Source organism: Sphingobacterium sp. UBA7038 (assembly GCF_002494055.1).
Taxonomy (GTDB): domain Bacteria; phylum Bacteroidota; class Bacteroidia; order Sphingobacteriales; family Sphingobacteriaceae; genus Sphingobacterium; species Sphingobacterium multivorum.
The window spans coordinates 479,371-497,725 of record NZ_DLAV01000039.1 but is presented as its reverse complement, the minus strand read 5'-3'; the positions used below and the strand labels follow the sequence as shown (position 1 = coordinate 497,725).

Here is an 18,355-nt window from a genome sequence, read left to right as displayed (position 1 = left end):
AACTTAAAAGCTATAATCTACCCCAAAACTGATATAACCAGGCAAAAGCTTATATTCGGTGCTGGTATTATAAAGGTCTGTCAATTCAGCATTTCTGAAAAAGCGAGTATTGAAAATATTTTTTGCTGTCATGGTAAATCTTGTCCTATGCTGCCGCAGTTCATAAGCTAAGGAGAAATCCGAGAAATAATAGGTCTTAGAATCCTGGCCAAGGAAACTGCCAAAGCGATAGGATTCATTCTTTAGATTACACTGTATGTTTTTTCCCATATTCAAAAATACATTCAGAAACCCGCGGCTATTATGTAGTGTAGTTTTGCTATCTGAGCGATAAGTGACCGACTGCAGGGCGTAACCTGTGTAAATATTCAACCTGGATTTCCATGCACTTCTAAACGATAGTCCATAATCGTATGTCTCTGTATGGATGCGACGATTGCCCACGCCCATCACCAATGTTTCGTAATCTGCTGTATTTGCACCTAAGTCCAAACGAAAATTTCCTCCTACAGCCTTCAGGTAGTAATTAAGATCCGCCTTATAATTGCTGCTCTTTTTGTTTTTGAGCAATACCTGTTGCACAAGGCTAAAATTGGGGTCTAAACTGCTTTCTGTACCCATATAATCAAACAAAATCTGATGTCCGACCGAGAGGTTCGCAAAAAAACGATCTGTCATACTGCCATAGGTATACATCAGCGTGCCACCAGAACTGCTTAGCGTCGCTAGCTTATCCATTCCTCGAATAAAGTTTCGAACTCCTGTCGTATAATAATGGGGAATGAGCTCGGTAAGCGAGGTATTCTGTTGCTGAAAATAGAGGTCGGTTTCCAGGCGCCCTTTTGGGTGGATAACCCATTTCCCCGATAATCCAGGCGAAAGCAAGAGGTTATTTTTAGGCATGGTTTTCCCAAAATCTGTTAACCTATTCTGTACGAGACCTACCTGCAAACGAGGTGTTAATTCCCATTTATTTCGTTTAAAAGTGTACTTGGAAGTAAAGTTTGTCTGGAATACGTTTAAGTCCATCGCATTAGAAAATCCCGAGGGAGAGACTGCTTTTCCCCCTAACTCATCTGGATTTGACAGCAAATCTAATTCGGTATTAAGCTGTTGCTGCTGATAGGCCATATTGAAAGCCAACTCAAAGAAGTCACCATTTTTTTTCCGGCTTACATAATGCGTAGTGGCACCCAAATACTGTAGATTATTTTCAATATGTTGTTTTACCGCACGGATATCTTCCCCCCCAAACAAGTCTTTATAATAATATTGATCGATACTGTAATCTACTGGCGATTGCTGGTTTAGCCAACGTAGTGAGCTGACCAGTACATCCCGCTCCGAAAATTTGTAGCTATAACTCAGATTGTGGTTGGTCAAATACCCCTTGCTTTTGGTCAGTTCCTCACTTTGTACACCATTGAACAATAATGCGCCCAAATCATTTTTCCTCAAAGAACCTAGTGTACCTGAATAGCTCAACAATGTACGCTTATTGGGCTCCAACTGCAGCTCCAATTTCGTGAAGTAGTTATCGATGTTTCTGGTAAACTGATAATCTTCGGTGTTGGTAAATTGGATATCCTCCAAATGATAGTTCTGCACGGTATTTCGGTAAAATGATTTTTTAGTAGGATTTGCAAAACCCAGCCATTTGATTTTTAACTGTGGGGTCGGATTTAAAATGGTATTCAATGACAACAACTTGTCGTTATTGAAATTGGTTCTTTTATAATCAAAACCAGGCAGATTTGGTGTATTATCTATCAAAGTGGGTGTTGTTACCCCCACACCAATCTGACCTGGTTCATCTGGAGAACCAGACTGAATGAGGTGGTTGATGCTGCTTACGGCATCCACTCCGTTATTGTTAGCAGCACCCAAGAGATAATATTTGTTCTTCTTCCCAAAATTCATCAGGTTAGCACTCGCCTGAGAATATTTGGGGCCTATGGGAACCACCTGCGCATCAACAGAGCCAAGCCACTGTGCCCTACTTTCCTCCTTAAGTTGCAGATTTAGTGCAATCTTGTCCGAATTTTCGATACCTTTCAGCTGCTTATTATTGGAATACCGCTGCAATATCTGAATTTTTTCCAAGGGACGAACAGACATGCTTTGCGTCAGCAAGCGGTAGCCCTTTTCGAAAAAATCATCCCCTTCCACCATCACTTTTTCCACTTCTTTATTACCTATTTTGATACTGCCGTCGGTACCCACCTGAATACCTGGGATCTTTCGAAGTAGATCTTCTACCGTACGCTCGTCGCCCTGCAAAAAGGATTTCACAGCAAGCTCAATGGTATCTCTGCCCCGACGATAAGCCCCTTTGGAGTGGACAATCACTTCCTGCAATTGTTCCACTCCCCCAGCTGATAACTGCACATCAATTAGCGTATCGACCTGCATTGGTGTGATGGAAAGGGAAACAGACTTAAAGCTCAGCGCCTTGAATAGCAACGTAAATGATCCACTTTGGGCCGTTTGCACATGATATTTCCCCTGACCGTCGCTAAACGTATAAGCCAGCATTTTGTTATCGCCATCACGCCGTAAATCAATACGCACCCCTCCTAAAGGTTTTCCTTCAGTACTGACGCTTCCATGAATAGCAACTTGTCCATATACGGCCATACACAACAGACAAAAGCTGAGTAAGACCGCTATCCGCTTATTGATGTTCCCATTCATACACTTGCTCTACACTGCCCCTAACTTTTTGCTTCTCAACGCTTACGCCTTCCATCATTGGCATTTTGCTGTACATAATGCGCATTTGCTCTTCATTGAATTGGTCGTCTTTCTTGACAAACTCTTCCAGGCTCAATTTGGGTAAAGACTGAATATATTTATCATTTACGGGAATATCGCCAGTATAGGGATAATTTACCTCCTTCAAGTACCAATAGTTCGGATTAGCACTTTCGTTATAGAGCATCACGATAAGGCCTGGCAAGCCGCCAAATTTTGATGGTCCAACAGGCACGGGAATATCATTCGTATAATAAGCTACCAACGTAGTCCCTCGATAAGAGGCCGTTGCCTTATGGCATACATGTTTGCCCAATGTATCCACATCGGTGTAATCCGTATTCCAGACCAGCGCCGGAAATTTGTCCGTCACCAAATAGTTAACACCTTGAATGGAACGGGTTTCTAACTGTTGGTCAGTCTTATTTTGATGGATCACGACCCTGTTATACCTCTTGCCAGAACCGATTGTTATCGAAAATGAAGATGCTACTTCTTCATCGTCGGCATCTTTGTTAAGCTCTTGCTTACGAATTGGCATCGAATCACGAACAGCAATCTTCACTGTTCCATCATAATAGACCGCTTCTTTAAAAGTAGCCATTGCCGATGGAATGTATTCATATGCGGCATGAAGCCGCTGTGCAGAAGATAATCTGGAAAGGAACAGAAATAAAAAGAATATATAATATTTACACATGATAATTTAGTTTAGAAAGACGGGGTCAAAGCCCCGCTTTTGTTTTTTGTGATAATGAATAAAAAGTTAGTTGTTTGCAACCCAGTCATGCATTGCAGCAAAGAAACCCGCACAACCGCCAGCTGAAGAAGCATAATCTGTATAGACTGCGCTGCCTAGCAAAACGCCGTCGCTGCTATATATGCTTACCTTAAAATTACAGCGTACAAAGGCTGCATTCGTTTCCGTGGTTTCCTCGGTTACCCGGAGCGTATTGTTGGCCAGGCGCTGGGAAGTTGTTTTCATAGATGCATTTCCGTTGACCGGTGTTGTCGCTGTCTTAGCCGAAGCAACAGATGATAGCATAACCACTGCTACCAAACTCATCATTAATCTTTTCATTGTTTTTAAATTTACTTGTTAAACCATGGTATGATTTGATGGCATACCCTTGTATATGACGGTAAAAATAAAGACACATTTAATTATTTAAATGATGATTAAATATTTGTAAATGGTCACTTAGAATACGTAGCTGATCCGTTACTATTCGCAATGGGCTTGTTCACTGAATAACTAAAATTATGGGGAAAATCGCTATGAGATAAAAACGTACAAAGCCTTACTGTAAAGTAGCCTATCTGAAAAAAAATCGATAGAAACAACATATGAAAGATTCCGAAAAACCAAGATGTTCACACAGAAAACCTTCTGTTATATCATATTTATATTAAATTACAGTAAACTATCACTAAAAACAGCATTTAATAGTAGCTTTATAAAGCTTCAAAATTTTAAGACGTTTTACCTACATAAAATCTCTAATATTTTTCTTTATTTCACTTTTGAAATTTATATTTTAAAAAAAAGCAAACGAAATGTTATCCACAGAATATTATTTTAACAAATATTTTCTGCAACTCAGTGTATTTGCATTTCCATGGGTTGGTTCCGAAGAAATTGCAAAAGACATCGTGCAGGACGCATTTATCGTTCTAATGGGTAGACAGGACTTACTGCAAAAGGGAGAGCCCGTCATTAAGAGCTTCCTTTATAGCGCTGTAAAAAATATAGCGATGAATATCAAACGGAGAAATGTGGTATTTGATCGTGTACGGAGCCAATTTAACCCTGACCAACCGGATGACAATGATATCCTGGATAATTTAATAAACGCCGAACTGATTGGAGCTCTACATCGGGAACTCAATGAATTGCCCGAAGGTTGTCAACGAATCTGCCGTTTAATCTATCTGGACGGAATGAAGTATGACGAGGTCGCACAGGAACTCAATGTTTCAGTAAACACGGTTAAAACACAACGGATGCGTGCCATAAACCTGCTTAAAAGAAAATTTCTAAGCCTACTTCTTACATTTTTTACACTCTAACAATCAGCACCTTATAACTAAACCTCCACTTATTTCCATAAACGGATCACCCATTTCAACCGTTCAAGTTATTTAGCTTCTGAATTATGATAGAAACCGACAAAATACTATTAGCAGAACTGATTGCTCTTCTTTTGAAGGATGGTGAGTTACCATCCGACAAAGAAAACCAATTAAAAAATCTCTTACAAAAATATCCAAGCGCAAGGGATAGCTTATCTCGTCGGTTATCACAGACCGACATATATGTTCCTTTTGATCTTCGCAGTACTGATGTAAAACAAGAATGGCTCATCACACAACGTAAATTTACGGCGAAGGAAACGATTTTACAATCAAGAAAGAAGTATCTCTTCTTAAATAAACCATGGTACAAGGCTATTGGGATTGCTGCCGCCCTATTACTTGTCCTAACGCTGTTATGGCAAAGACAACAGCCAGAAAACCCTATAAACTATTTAATTCCGGACAAGATATACGGACATAAAAATGATGTTCTTCCAGGAGGAGCAGGTGCCGTTTTAAAAATTGAGGGCAAAGAAGAAATACGATTAACCGAAAAAAAGGCAATCCAATATTTTGCGCAAGGTATCGAATTAAAAGAAGGACGGCTTATATACCCCGCTAGCTTAGCAGAAAACCTAAAAAATACTTTAATAGTTCCTAAACGATCTACCATGGTATTAACCCTTAGCGATGGGACTAAAGTGTGGGTAAATGCTGCCTCTGAGCTCAGCTATAAAGCAAATTTTGATAAAAAAGAGCGAAGAGTGACACTAAAAGGTGAAGCCTATTTTGAAGTTGCAAAAGATGCACATAGGCCCTTTATTGTTGAAACAAATCATATCAATATACAGGCGATCGGAACAGCTTTCAATGTAAATTCCTATCATGCAAATACGAGAGTATCATTGACAGAAGGAAAACTTAAAGTTAGCAACTATGAAAACGAAATCTATATGAATGCTGGCAGCGAAACGGAGATTGTCGATAAAAAGCTAAAGACTTTTCCATTAGCCAGTAAGGCTGAAGCCACAGCCTTCAAAGACGGATATTTCTATTTTAAAAATAAAGATATGCAACAGATACTTGATGAATTAAGCCGTTGGTACGGAATTCAGGTCGATTGTAAGATCCCATTAAATAATGAACGGTATGAAGGTAGCATGAAAAGAGATGTAACGCTGGCGGAACTTTGTAATGTACTAAAAGATTTGACAGGTTATAAATTGACCATTGACAATGATAAACTAATTGTAAACAGATAAACTAATTATAAACAGATAAACTTATTGAGGAGGACTTTGTATGTAAAAAAGCTAAAAACCTAAATTAAGATGATAAAAATGCAGAAGTACGGCAAATACTCCTGCATCAAAATTGAATTAACACTGATCATAAACCATTAATTCTATACCAATTTATGAATAATTTATTTTATTCAAAAGGGACCTTATGTCCCGTTGACAAAGGGAAAACTCTGAACCATTTATTAAAAATGAAACTGACAGGAATCTTATTGGCGACATCCATGATGGGCGCCTACGCTTCAAGCTCCGCTCAGATAACTTTACATGCCCAAAATACCAAGATTGAGACTGTCCTGGAAAGCATTACCAAACAGACTGGTATACATTTTATCTTTAAAGAAGGATTACTAAAAAACGAAAAAGCAACGGTTGAAATCACAGATGTATCACTCGATAAGGCTTTAGATAAAATTTTCAAAAGCAGCGCTTTCTATTACATGTTACATCGTGGTACTGTTGTTATCAAGCGTAAAAATGAAGATATTTCTTTGCCAGAACAAAGTACCTCCGGCATATCCAATCTGCAGCAACAAGTCATAAAAGGAAAAGTACATGATACCAAGGGAAATCTATTGTCTGCTGTCAGCATCCTGCTAAAAGGTTCCAATACAGGAACTTCGTCAAATACGAAAGGAGAGTTCCAACTGACACTGCCCGATGGCAAAAAAGGAACCCTGATTTTTAGTGCAGTCGGATTCAAACAGCTTGAAATCCCGATTAACAATAAATCGGAGCTAAATGTTATTATGGATGCAGATGAAGTGGGGCTTGATGAAGTGGTGGTCGTCGGCTTCTCCGAAGTAGACAAAAAGCACGTTGCATCTTCCGTATCACAAATGGATATGGAGAAAATAAAAAATCGTCCAATTTTTAAAATGCAGGATGCTTTTTCAGGAACGATTCCAGGAGTCACAATGATGCGCGGAAACAGTATGCCAGGAAGTGTTCCGGGCACCATCTCTATTCGCGGAATCAGTACCTTACAAAATGCAGATCCTTTGGTCATCGTAGACGGTATGGAACAGAGCATACATGATATTGACCCGAATCAGGTTAAAAGCATTACCGTCTTAAAAGATGCCGCCTCCGCTTCTATGTATGGTTCCCGTGGCGCAAATGGCGTTATCATCATCGAAACAGAACGCGGACAGACAGGACAGTTTAAAGTCGTTACCAACAACTGGTTTGCAGTCAATAAACCCATTGATCTTCCAAAATTTGTCGGAGCCGTTGATTTTATGAAATTGCGGAACGAAACCTTAATCCAACAGGGACAATCTGCGATCTACCCCGAAGAAACAATCAACAAATATGCTTCCGGAGAATTAAAAGAAGTCAATTGGCTCGATCAAGTCATGGAACGAACGTCGACAGCAATGAATAATAACGCAAGTATATCTGGCGGTGGTGGGGTTGGTACTTTTAATTTAATGCTTGGCCATATAAAAGAAAATGGCCTCAATAAGATTGAAGGTACTCAAAAGTTTTCGGCACGTTTCAATACAAATATCAACATTGCCGATAAATTTGTATTAATGGCCGATTTCTATGCGCACCGTCTACAGGTAGATCGTCTTTTGGCAAACGATGATGGGCACGGCCTTTATAAACAGGCCTGGCGCCTGAACCCAACGCAACAAATTTTTTATGATTCTGACCTCCCCGAACACTATATCCTGCATAATAACATCAACCCAATTGCTTCAATAAAACACGGTGGCACAAAAAACAATATGTACGATCGTAGTACCATCAACTTACGTCCCAAATATAACATCAACAGCAATTTCAATATTGAGGGAAATGTCTCCTACATGATTAACAAATCGGCCAATAAACAAAAAAGGTTGACCTATAAGTTCTTTGATGAAAATGGTGCTCCGGCAGCAATTTGGGGAAATGATGTCAATGCCTCGCAAGGTGTTAGTGAAAGCCAGCTCACCGCTCGGATGCTGATTAACTTTAACAAAGAGCTCCGCCAGCACAAAGACAAGATCTATCTAACCGCAGGTTCAGAAGTCATGAATTACACCTTCACCGATTTTAGAGAAATCAGCAAAGCTTCTTTTTTCGGTAAATTAAATTATTCCTTTAACAACCGCTATATTTTAGAGTTGACTGGACGTTCAGACGGGAGTAGCAAGTTTGCCCCCGGTCATCGCTGGGGATTTTTTCCCTCGGGAGCTTTCGCCTGGAACTTACATAACGAACATTTTTTTAAACCTATTCTCGAATCGGGAACAGTTAATAATATTAAGATACGAGCTTCCTATGGACTTATCGGAAACGAAAATGTAGCGCCATACCTCTGGCAGGAATCTGTTAATACCTGGGGCTGGACAATACGTGTTCCCAATCCAAATTTCTCCTGGGAGAAACAGAAGCAATGGAATCTGGGCCTAGACGTCAATGCATTTAAAAATAGACTATCCTTTACGGCAGAGCTTTATCATAAAAATTCATACGATCTTATTTATGACCAATTTGCCGTCCCTCCGCTCACGGGATCAAATAGTCTGGAATCTGCGGTCAACATCGGTGCCGTGGAAAATAACGGTTGGGAGCTGTCAGCAAGCTGGTCCGACAAAAAGGACGATTTTTCGTATACGATTGGTGGAATGATTTTTGATAACCGCAACCGAATGCTCAAAGCGGGCTACAATGAAAACGATAGATTGATCTTTAAAGGCGATAATAACCGAATCTGGTACAAAGGTGTCCCAATCAACAATTATTATGGCTTCCAGTCTGATGGCTATTTCCAAACGCAGGCGGAAGTTGACGCAACGCCCGCTAAAATGCCAAATTCAAAACCTGGCGACATCCGCTACGTGGATAAAAATCAGGATGGTATAATCAACGATGAGGACCGCAGCTATCTGGCAGACCCTCTTCCCCATTATAACTATGCTATAAATCTGGACTTTCGCTATAAAGGCTGGGATTTCTCAGCATTGGGTCAGGGGATCGGAAAGCGCACGGGCCGCTTGATCGGACAAGAGGCCTATCCGGTGTATGTTGATGGAAACAGTAACGATCTCGGCGCACCGCGTGTCGAATATGTAGCAAACCATTGGAGCCCCGACAATCCGAATAGCCGTTTTCCACGTCTTTGGACGGGGCCAAGCCCCAATACCCTACTTAGTGATGTTTGGCTTAGCAATGCTGCCTTTTTCCGTATCAAGTCTCTTCAGCTTGGTTATACATTTCCTAAAATCGGCAAAAGCATCAAAAATTTTAGAATATATGTTAATGCGCAGGATGTATTCACGTTCACGAAATGGGAAGGTCTTGACCCCGAACGTATTGATGTCGATAGTCCTGGAACAAATGATGGGAACGGAAATTATCCACGTATGGCAACCTACAGTGTTGGACTGAGTGCGAGTATTTTTTAAAACTATGCTAATGAAAAAGAAAATTTTAACCTTGATAATTGCGCTAGCAACGTTAAGTAGCTGCGAAAAATTTCTTGATAAACGAGATCCTACCGCAACATCCTTCGACGAGTTCTTCAATACCGAAGAAGATTTACGTCGGGTAGTCTACAGTAGTTATTTGGATGTTTTTATGGGACCAGGAGAACGTCGCCTGCTCTTCTATATGTTAGATGGTCGTAGCGATAACGCCTATGCTAGAATAGAGACAGACCACCATATGATCATTGCCAATGGCAATATGACAAGCAACGCACGTTTGGCTGAGTACTATTGGACATTATATAATAAACACGTGGGGCGGATCAATACTTACCTCGCGAATATTGACATTCCCTATGTGGAAAATGAGTCGATAAGACAAAAATATAAAGCAATCTTAGAAGCACTACGTATCTGGCATTATTTCAGGATCACTGAAGTTTGGGGTGACGTACCTTTTGTCCTAGTCCCGGTTACACTTGAAGAAGCAATACCTCCAGTAACGCCGAAAGCTGAAATACTGAACAAACTATTTGAAATGAGCCAAGATGTGGCAAACAGGCTCCCTGAAAATGAAGGTACCACAAACGCCTATATGTTCAACAAATACTCCTTCAAAACGTTGGTCATGCGATATGCTCTTTACAATGGACGCTATGAGCTTGCCGCAACCCTTGCGAAGGAAATAATGGACAGTGGCAAATATCAACTTCACCCCCAATATGCTAGCCTATTCAATTATCAAGCTGACAAGACCAATAAGGAGTTTATCATCAAATTTGACATGGAAAGCCACAATAATTCTGCTACAAATTCCTTTCAGCATCTTGCCCCACAATATAAGACCGGAAATGGGCAATCTTATGTCGTTCCTTTGAAGTCTTTGGTTGATAGTTATTGGACACTACAAGGACGTTCGATTGACAAATGCCCCTTACACAGCAAGCAGGAATATGAGCTCAACCCCAAATTAAATCGCGATCCACGTTACACAGCAAGTATTTTTGGGCAGGGCGACCTATTCAACAAAGAAAAAATAGATATTTATGATTCAAAGAGTCTATTCTATTATCAAAACTTACGAAGCAGCCGATCGGGCTATTGGTTTAAGAAATTTGTCGATGAAGCTGATGCATTTCGGACGGGAGGTAATATGTACTTTGCTTTGGCACGCTACGCAGAAGTGTTATTGACCTATGCCGAAGCCAAAATTATGTTGAATAACGTAGATGAATTAGCGAAAAGCTGTATCAATCAGATTCGACAACGTGCAGGACTCGATATGAATGTAGCAGATGTCAATCTTACGGTGAGATCTCAACAAGAATGGATTGACTTAATTCGCAATGAACGAAGAGTCGAATTTGCCGGTGAGGGGCTGCGCTATAGTGATATTCTTCGATGGAAAACAGCAGAAGTAGTTCTTAATCAACCTGCATTGGGTCATATGCGACAAAGTGCGGACGGGAAATCTGAGGTGCTTAAAATTGAAGATAGAAAATTTTTGAAACATCAATACCTCTGGCCTTTCCACGAAAGTAGCTTTCAAGTCGAACCCAATCTGATCCAAAACCCGGGATACTAATGAAACAATAAAACAAGGGTAGCGCTTATACCACGCTACCTTTGTTTTATTCCTGCCGACTGCTATCTTTAGGAATTTCAGGCAATTGCGCACTAGTATGCCCATCAATTTTTTGTGCTGCAGCCATTGAAACTACCAAATCATTCAGCATAGTGCTTGCTGCTGTTGGCGAATTTGGAAGCAAGACCAAATTGCTTCTGCTATTGGCTCCAATGGCATTCAGCGTATCATAATGTTGCGTCACTACAATTAAGGCAGAAGCTTCCTGTGCATTGATATTGGCCGCATTCAGCATTTTTACCGATTCTTCCAATCCCTTCGCAATCTCTCTTCGCTGGTCTGCAATCCCCTGCCCCTGTAATTTTTTAGATTCTGCTTCAGCTTTTGCAACGGCAACAATTCGTATTCTTTGCGCCTCAGACTCATATTCTGCGGCAGTTTTTTCGCGTTCAGCAGCGTTGATCCTGTTCATAGCATGTTTCACCTGTTCATCAGGATCAATATCTGTCACCAATGCTTTGATAATATCGTAACCGTAGCTTTGCATCGCATCCTGCAATTCACTTTTTACAGCAATGGCTATATCGTCTTTTCTTACAAAAACATCATCTAATTTTGTTTTTGGAACTTCAGCACGCACAACATCAAAAACATACGATGTAATCTGATTTTCGGGATTCTCCAGACGATAATACGCGTCTTTTACATTATCTCTGATTACCTGATACTGAACAGAAACTTTCATCTTAATGAAAACATTATCCAATGTTTTGGTATCAATTATGACATCCAATTGCTTTATCCTAAGATTCAGCCGCTTAGCGATCTGATCCAAAAATGGAATTTTTAAATGCAAACCTGCATGACTTACTTTTAAAAATTTACCCAGCCTTTCTATCACGGCTGCAGACTCTTGCTTTACCGTATAAAATGAAGCAAATAATGTAATAAGTCCAAAAAAGACCAAAATTCCTAAATATAGCATAACCTTAAATTTAATATTGGTGATCTACAAACTTACACGTTTACATTCTCATTCTTCTACTTCTTACATAATTTTTCGATAAAGTTCCGAAACTCGGTTATCCATCCTAAAGATAGGCCAACGCTACATTTTACTGTGCTAGCCAACGCTGTGTTCTTTGCAATCTTGGCATAAGTCCCCCGCGATGTCCTTGCAAAAGCTCACTTTCAAAACGAAGCAGCTGCTATTAAAATAGCTATCAAGGTTAATTGGCGGTTAATATTTATTCTGGTTGGATAATGACATAATGGATAAATTGAAATTCGGTTTTAATGCGTGTACGGATGCGGGCAATTGCTTCGGTAATATCTTCTGTATCAAGATCATCCTTAAAATCAATGATAAGCATCAATATAACGTCTTCAGGAGGCTGATAGGTAGACAGCAAGCTCCGACTTTCCCTGGCGAGAATAAACGAAACAAAAACCAACAGCACCCCAACAATTACAGAAGCTAATCCATCCAATTCGGGAATCTGCAGGGAATGGCTTAGCGACATGAGGATCATGACAATCAATAGTCCCGCCACTGCTGCTCCATCCTCAAAAACAACAAGAAAACTGGAGGGGTCTTTGCTTTTAATGATCGCATCCCACCAGCCAACCCCCTTTCGGGTTTTGTTGAATGCTTTTACAGCAATAATAAAAGAAGTACCCTCAAAAATAAGCGAGAGAATCAAGACGATATAATTCCAGAAAGGATCTTTCATCAATTCGGGCTCCAGTATATGCATCAATCCCTGATAGATGGACAGCGCTCCCCCCCAAACCGAATATGAGAATAGAAACGACAAAGGACCAAAAATAAAGCTCTTTTCCATAACCAAAGGGATGAGACTGGTCGGGCGCCTTTTTACTACGTTTCAATCCATATAATATCAACAGCTGATTAGCCGTATCAACTGTGGAATGAATTCCTTCAGAAATCATAGAAGAACTGTTGGTAAAAGATCCGGCGATAAATTTGGTCAGCGCTATCAGAAGATTGGCAGCAAGGGCACTGTAAATTGATGTTTTATTATTGTCCATGATATAATAGCCTCTATTTTTTGCTGTCCGCCATGAAATATTATACTTAAAATTATTCGATATTATTACTTTCAAACTGCCGTCACCCAATTTTTGTTTACTTTAAATACCTTCAAACATAGTTCAGTGCGATTTTTGTTATTTATCATTAAGATGACCCGTACTTTTACCTTTTTTAAAGTAGTTTTATATCCATATAATTGTCTTTATAACACCATACGACATCTTTATGAACAGCTCCGAACAAAGAGAACAATTACGAATTGAAAATCTCGAGCTCAACAACCGGATTACTGAACTAACTGACTTTATCGACAGTGCATCTCTAGCACTACATTGGGTTAACCGGGAAGGGGTTATTATTTGGGCCAATCAAGCTGAACTTGACCTTCTTGGTTATCGTAAGGAAGAATATATTGGTTTCCCCATTGCAGACTTTCACACAGATCAGGATACCATTTCGAAAATCCTACACATGCTTTTAAATAATCAACGTGTGGAGGATTATCCAGCAAGTCTGAGGTGCAAAAATGGAGATATAAAGCATGTTGTTATAAATTCCAGTGCTTTGATGAAGGATGACGAATTTGTCCATTCGATGTGTTTTACCAAAGATGTTACGGAAGCCGTACTTGCAGAAAAAAGAAGAGATAAACTCACAGCAATCCTACAGGAGAAGGAAGAGCGACTTCGCCTTGCCATCGCCTCTACCGGACTAGGGACCTGGGATTGGGACGCTGCGAAAGGAATAGTTCAACTTTCCCCACAGGCTCAAGAAATTTTGGAACTTTCTGCCCCAATCCAAAAGAAAGAAGCGATGATAACGCTCATCCATCCGGAAGATCAACCCGCTATTTTCCAGCAAATGAAAGGGCTGAGCGAAAATAAAATGGACGGCCATTTTGAGTTTACCTGCCGCATTATAAGACCTATCACACATGGGATTGCCTTTGTAAAAATCACGGGATCGGCTTTCTTTAGCGGCAGCAAAGAATCGCGCAGGATTATCGGAGCGCTTATGGATGTGACAGATCAGAAAAAAGCGACAGAAAAAAGTGCCGAACTCGCAGCCATTGTTAACTCATCCTACGATGCGATTATCGGAAAGACACTAGACGGTATTATAACCAGCTGGAACGACGCTGCGACGAATCTTTTTGGCTATTCAAATGCGGAAATGATCGGTCAGTCCATCCTAAAATTAATTCCACGAGATAGGCATTCTGAAGAAGATTATATCCTGGGGCGAATGCGCATGGGACATTCCATCAAGCATTTTGAAACTGTTCGGCAGACAAAATCAGGCAAATTGGTCGATTTGTCGCTGACGATATCCCCCATAAAAAACGATCTCGGCGAGATCATTGGTGTATCAAAAATTGCAAGGGATATCAGCGAAAAAAAGCAGGAAGAGAAGCGAAAAAATACGTTTATATCCGTAGCAAGCCTCGAACTCAAAACACCGCTCACCACAGTCTTGATGAGTGCGCAGATGATGCAACAGCATGCAACTATATTTGGTGAAAAAAGTGCCCAGATAGGAACTAAGATCGAATCCCAAGTAAGAAAAATGATGCTCATGATTGCGGATTTTCTAAGTATAACGGAGGTAGACGAAGGAAAATTGCAACTTCACCAAACCATTTTTCAGCTTGACAAATTAATGCGAGACTGTATTAATGATTTGGAAACGAATCGGCACAGCATTGAACTGCGTTGCGATCCTACCGTTCATATTTTAGCTGACTGGCCCAAAATGGATCAGGTTTTTGCCAACTTACTTAACAATGCCATAAAATACTCTCCCCACGGCGGAACGATTATTATTGGCACGCAGATAATAGGCGAAAAAGTACGTATATATGTTCAGGATGAAGGGATTGGAATCGAGCCCAAACATCAAAAAAATATTTTTAAATCATTCTATCGGGTGGATAACCTAAATACTTCTAACATATCTGGATTTGGCATCGGCCTATATTTGGTCGCAGAAATCCTGCGAAAACATGGTTCACAGATACACGTTCAAAGCGCCAAGGATAAGGGATCTATTTTCTATTTTGATTTTCCGTTCACCTACGCTTCAAACTAAATAAATCTATAAGCCTACTAGATCTACATTCCAGCAGATCTACAGTATTAATATACCGACTAGAGCAGCCCGACCTCACTTTGTCTAATAACTAACTCTTTCTGGGCAAATTGTATTTCAAGTTTTTTCTTGAATTGTTTCCAGTAGGCATGGTCGATTTCAGCAACCATGATTTCATAAACCACATTCTCGTCTTTAATTGGCTGTTTTTTAGGATCGATCCATATACCAATGGCAGGGGCACGCGTATAAGCTGTTATCCCGCCAAAGTCTTTAATGAGCTGCTTACCAATATCCTGAAATAGTTGAGCGGAGAAGGGTGTTCCCGACGCATCGTAGAGTGGAAGAAAAAGTTCAATTTTTTTGATGGGCTGACTGTTACTTTTTGCTTTTTCTATTGCCTTACATGCATCTTTAGCACTTAGAATTTTCAAAGGCTGGAAATTTTTGCCTTCCTGTTTATTATAATTTATGAAGAACTGTTGCAGTTCATCGAGCACGGTTTCAGGCAATTGGGCGACACGATGAATGTGACCAAAGACGGCTGAAGCCTCTGGCACAACCAAAAACCGGTCATTTTCTACAGTGTCGCCATCTTTATTTTGCTGTATCGCCTTTATTGCACCAATTATTCTGCATTTCAATATACAGCCAGGAAACGTCCCTTGTTCCGAAATAACGATAATATCCAAAGGGTCACCATCCTCTCCTACCGTGCCCGGGATAAAACCGAAATCATAGGGGAAAACTGAGCCCAAAGGAAGGTATTTTGCTAGAACAAATCCGCCACATTTTGGCTCATAGTTGTATTTAGCATTTGAATTTTTGGGTGTTTCAACCGTGCAGAATATGTATTTCATCGTCATTTCTAAAATGGGTTTCGGCTCAATATCGACTTATTAAAACTAATGAGTTTTATAGTGAACAGTAGCATCTACAATTTCGTTTACGATTTTATAACAAATTTAAAGCGTCTAGGTCTTTACACCTTTTGCCTTTTTGATAGATTGCTCTATCCTTCCCAAACGCTTTCTCCAGGCCATGACTTGCGGTTCTTCATATCTTGGAAGGCCATCCTCCTGCATTAATCCCAGTACTTTGGCCAAACGCTGACTTAAGTCCGCTGACCCACCGTTCAGCTTCTTCCATTTGCGCTGATCTTTCAACAGATCATTTTCATAGGCAGCGAGCGCCTTCTTTATGGTACTTAGCTCTTTCTTGTACATTTTCTGCCTATGATATACAATCATGAGCCGATTATATGCAGCGGTATACAGCTTATCCTTTGCGATAACTGTATGATAGTTTTTGACAGCATCCTCCAATTTGCCTTCGGATTCTAACAATTTAGCCTATTTCATTAATTCGTTGATAGACAGACGTGCTGTGGATCTTTGATCAGCCATTTCAATACGATTGTTCGAGACCATAAAACGCGGGTATGAGCCCGGATCATAAAGCGATTGCCTTTCCTAGGGAATCTCGATAGAAGGACAAGATTCAGCAAATAATAGTTTGTCTACTGATTACATCCTCCATAGAACCTTTTCACTCCGCAACTATTCCAGCGTTGCTAGCTGGAATTCTTCAGTACGATGTTAGCATTTTAAACGAATACACAATTGGTTAAAACTAATTCCTGTATAGTTCGGTTTACTTTCTAAAATCTCAAACTTAATCATTTTAAAACTAAGTCATTATGAGCACTATTCTGATAAAAGATATCATTCAGCAATTAAAGGATGTGGAGCACGCCGATCTATGGATCGATGAAAATTTTGAAAAAAAATTAGCTACGGTGACCGAATCATCTGTTTATGAGCGTCCTATCCCAGAAATGCACAGTGTAGCGGAACTGATGTCGCATCTCATTGAATGGCGTAAGGAGGTTCTAAGCCGATTGAAGGGAAATCCACGGGGACTCGAAATGAACGAAGCTAGGAATTGGCGAACGAATGACGAACTGAAGACAACAGGCTGGAAAAAGCTGTTGGAAGATTTCTGGGATAGTCAGCGACACGTTATTCACTTTCTCAACCGCAAAGACGATTCCTTCCTCGAACAACCCTATAAACATGCGAATCCTGATTTCCCGCATAACCTTAAATATCTCCTGACAGGCCTTATCCATCACGATTTTTACCACCTGGGTCAGCTGGGTATCACTATTAAATTTTTGAAGCTAAAAAACACGTGAATGTAATATGAGATAGTTGCGTTGGTCATTTTTTTGAAACGATACTGTTTTGACCACTGTTTATCTAGAAATCAAAACTCATAAGATCATGAAAAGAATATTTTTGACCCTAGCAATTGCATTTTCTATTGTTGCTGTCCAAAGTTGCGGCAATGCAAATAACGACAGCAAAAAAACAGCGGACAGTATCAACGAAACAAAAGCACCAGAAAACATAGACGATAATAATACGGCAACGACGCCTGTTGCTGTCAGTGAAGACGATGCAAAATTCGTTACTGAAGCAGCGAACGGTGGCATGGCTGAGGTAGAACTTGGAAAACTGGCAAAGGAAAAAGGCCAGCATCTGGATGTAAAAGCCTTCGGCGAAATGATGATTAGAGATCATTCCAAAGCAAATGATGAACTTGCAACGCTTGCACAAGCAAAAAATATCACGCTACCAGCCACCTTGGGTACAGATGAGCAAAATTTGAAGGATGAATTGTCCAAAAAGTCGCCCGGAGACTTCGATAAATCGTATATCGAAGATATGGTTAAAGACCATGAAAAGGATATCAAGCTGTTTGAGGACGCTAGTAAAAATCTTAAAGATACCGAGCTGAAAGCGTTTGTAGATAAGACTCTACCAACACTTAGAAACCACTTAGATCATGCTAAAAGTGTAAAAGATAAGTTGAAATAATAGCAAAACACAGGGGCTGGTATAGGATATTGGTCCCTGTCTTTTTTAATTACACCTCAACTGCCCCAGCGATACGAAATCCTCTCCTCGGGTATTATCGCGCTCCGATCTTTTTTTACCGAACTGTCTGCTTGCGTTTCTGACGCAATCGCCCCTATATTTGTCGTATTTCCACAGTATTTTCCTGGGAA

General features: G+C 40.2%; 15 protein-coding genes. 7 read left to right on the top strand and 8 right to left on the bottom strand.

The features are described from left to right. Positions 1-3 precede the first annotated feature (3 nt). From B3H30_RS23680 to B3H30_RS23670, 3 genes are all read right to left on the bottom strand, one after another. On the bottom strand, positions 4-2,694 hold the full coding sequence (locus tag B3H30_RS23680; RefSeq protein ID WP_139145065.1) for a carboxypeptidase-like regulatory domain-containing protein: 2,691 nt from the start codon (positions 2,692-2,694) through the stop codon (positions 4-6). Further along, a complete protein-coding gene (locus tag B3H30_RS23675) occupies positions 2,675-3,454 on the bottom strand; it encodes a GLPGLI family protein (protein WP_070568541.1) in 780 nt (259 codons plus the stop codon). Before B3H30_RS23675 ends, B3H30_RS23680 begins: the two co-directional genes overlap by 20 nt. 66 nt (positions 3,455-3,520) lie before the next feature. Then, entirely contained in the window at positions 3,521-3,835 is a 315-nt protein-coding gene (locus B3H30_RS23670; RefSeq protein ID WP_139145066.1) for a hypothetical protein, read from the bottom strand. A 476-nt stretch (positions 3,836-4,311) separates the two neighbouring features. On the opposite strand from B3H30_RS23670, the gene B3H30_RS23665 reads away from it, so the two are divergent. From B3H30_RS23665 to B3H30_RS23650, 4 genes are all read left to right on the top strand, one after another. Then, entirely contained in the window at positions 4,312-4,824 is a 513-nt protein-coding gene (locus tag B3H30_RS23665; protein ID WP_070568551.1) for a sigma-70 family RNA polymerase sigma factor, read from the top strand. Between the two features lie 86 nt (positions 4,825-4,910). Then, positions 4,911-6,092 carry a FecR family protein gene (locus B3H30_RS23660; RefSeq protein ID WP_070568559.1) on the top strand — a complete coding sequence of 394 codons (1,182 nt, stop codon included), beginning with the start codon at positions 4,911-4,913 and terminating at the stop codon, positions 6,090-6,092. Between the two features lie 230 nt (positions 6,093-6,322). After that, a complete protein-coding gene (locus B3H30_RS23655) occupies positions 6,323-9,532 on the top strand; it encodes a SusC/RagA family TonB-linked outer membrane protein (RefSeq protein WP_115049525.1) in 3,210 nt (1,069 codons plus the stop codon). 10 nt (positions 9,533-9,542) lie between these two features. Next, positions 9,543-11,138, top strand: coding sequence for a RagB/SusD family nutrient uptake outer membrane protein (locus B3H30_RS23650; protein ID WP_286768023.1), 1,596 nt, complete (start codon positions 9,543-9,545; stop codon positions 11,136-11,138). Between the two features lie 46 nt (positions 11,139-11,184). On the opposite strand, the gene B3H30_RS23645 is transcribed toward B3H30_RS23650, so the two are convergent. From B3H30_RS23645 to B3H30_RS23635, 3 genes are all read right to left on the bottom strand, one after another. Next, positions 11,185-12,123, bottom strand: a complete 939-nt coding sequence (locus B3H30_RS23645) for an SPFH domain-containing protein (protein ID WP_070568567.1) — start codon at positions 12,121-12,123, stop codon at positions 11,185-11,187. Positions 12,124-12,385: 262 nt separating this feature from the next. After that, entirely contained in the window at positions 12,386-12,871 is a 486-nt protein-coding gene (locus tag B3H30_RS23640; RefSeq protein WP_254667752.1) for a cation transporter, read from the bottom strand. Beyond that, positions 12,819-13,190, bottom strand: a complete 372-nt coding sequence (locus B3H30_RS23635; RefSeq protein ID WP_286834902.1) for a cation diffusion facilitator family transporter — start codon at positions 13,188-13,190, stop codon at positions 12,819-12,821. Before B3H30_RS23635 ends, B3H30_RS23640 begins: the two co-directional genes overlap by 53 nt. Before the next feature lie 229 nt (positions 13,191-13,419). Here B3H30_RS23635 and B3H30_RS23630 point away from each other — a divergent pair, with 229 nt between their 5' ends. Next, positions 13,420-15,282 (top strand): PAS domain S-box protein, encoded by a 1,863-nt coding sequence (locus B3H30_RS23630; protein ID WP_286834901.1) that lies wholly within the window; start codon positions 13,420-13,422, stop codon positions 15,280-15,282. Between the two features lie 59 nt (positions 15,283-15,341). Here B3H30_RS23630 and B3H30_RS23625 read toward each other — a convergent pair whose 3' ends face one another. Both B3H30_RS23625 and B3H30_RS23620 read right to left on the bottom strand, forming a co-directional pair. Further along, positions 15,342-16,142, bottom strand: coding sequence for an inorganic diphosphatase (locus tag B3H30_RS23625; RefSeq protein WP_172462366.1), 801 nt, complete (start codon positions 16,140-16,142; stop codon positions 15,342-15,344). 114 nt (positions 16,143-16,256) lie between these two features. Continuing rightward, complete coding sequence (locus tag B3H30_RS23620; protein WP_070568576.1) at positions 16,257-16,628, bottom strand: hypothetical protein; 372 nt, start codon at positions 16,626-16,628, stop codon at positions 16,257-16,259. A gap of 353 nt (positions 16,629-16,981) precedes the next feature. Here B3H30_RS23620 and B3H30_RS23615 point away from each other — a divergent pair, with 353 nt between their 5' ends. Both B3H30_RS23615 and B3H30_RS23610 read left to right on the top strand, forming a co-directional pair. Then, positions 16,982-17,479, top strand: coding sequence for a DinB family protein (locus B3H30_RS23615; RefSeq protein ID WP_070568579.1), 498 nt, complete (start codon positions 16,982-16,984; stop codon positions 17,477-17,479). Between the two features lie 88 nt (positions 17,480-17,567). Further along, positions 17,568-18,164, top strand: coding sequence for a DUF4142 domain-containing protein (locus B3H30_RS23610; RefSeq protein WP_070568583.1), 597 nt, complete (start codon positions 17,568-17,570; stop codon positions 18,162-18,164). Positions 18,165-18,355: the final 191 nt, after the last annotated feature.

Bases quoted from the DNA above. Each gene is read 5' to 3' on its own strand.
- B3H30_RS23675 (WP_070568541.1), bottom strand. From the start codon at position 3,454: ATGTGTAAATATTATATATTCTTTTTATTTCTGTTCCTTTCCAGATTA.
- B3H30_RS23625 (WP_172462366.1), bottom strand. From the start codon at position 16,142: ATGAAATACATATTCTGCACGGTTGAAACACCCAAAAATTCAAATGCT.
- B3H30_RS23610 (WP_070568583.1), top strand. From the start codon at position 17,568: ATGAAAAGAATATTTTTGACCCTAGCAATTGCATTTTCTATTGTTGCT.
- B3H30_RS23665 (WP_070568551.1), top strand. From the start codon at position 4,312: ATGTTATCCACAGAATATTATTTTAACAAATATTTTCTGCAACTCAGT.
- B3H30_RS23635 (WP_286834902.1), bottom strand. From the start codon at position 13,190: ATGGACAATAATAAAACATCAATTTACAGTGCCCTTGCTGCCAATCTT.
- B3H30_RS23655 (WP_115049525.1), top strand. From the start codon at position 6,323: ATGAAACTGACAGGAATCTTATTGGCGACATCCATGATGGGCGCCTAC.
- B3H30_RS23640 (WP_254667752.1), bottom strand. From the start codon at position 12,871: ATGAAAGATCCTTTCTGGAATTATATCGTCTTGATTCTCTCGCTTATT.
- B3H30_RS23650 (WP_286768023.1), top strand. From the start codon at position 9,543: ATGAAAAAGAAAATTTTAACCTTGATAATTGCGCTAGCAACGTTAAGT.
- B3H30_RS23680 (WP_139145065.1), bottom strand. From the start codon at position 2,694: ATGAATGGGAACATCAATAAGCGGATAGCGGTCTTACTCAGCTTTTGT.
- B3H30_RS23660 (WP_070568559.1), top strand. From the start codon at position 4,911: ATGATAGAAACCGACAAAATACTATTAGCAGAACTGATTGCTCTTCTT.
- B3H30_RS23670 (WP_139145066.1), bottom strand. From the start codon at position 3,835: ATGAAAAGATTAATGATGAGTTTGGTAGCAGTGGTTATGCTATCATCT.
- B3H30_RS23615 (WP_070568579.1), top strand. From the start codon at position 16,982: ATGAGCACTATTCTGATAAAAGATATCATTCAGCAATTAAAGGATGTG.
- B3H30_RS23645 (WP_070568567.1), bottom strand. From the start codon at position 12,123: ATGCTATATTTAGGAATTTTGGTCTTTTTTGGACTTATTACATTATTT.
- B3H30_RS23630 (WP_286834901.1), top strand. From the start codon at position 13,420: ATGAACAGCTCCGAACAAAGAGAACAATTACGAATTGAAAATCTCGAG.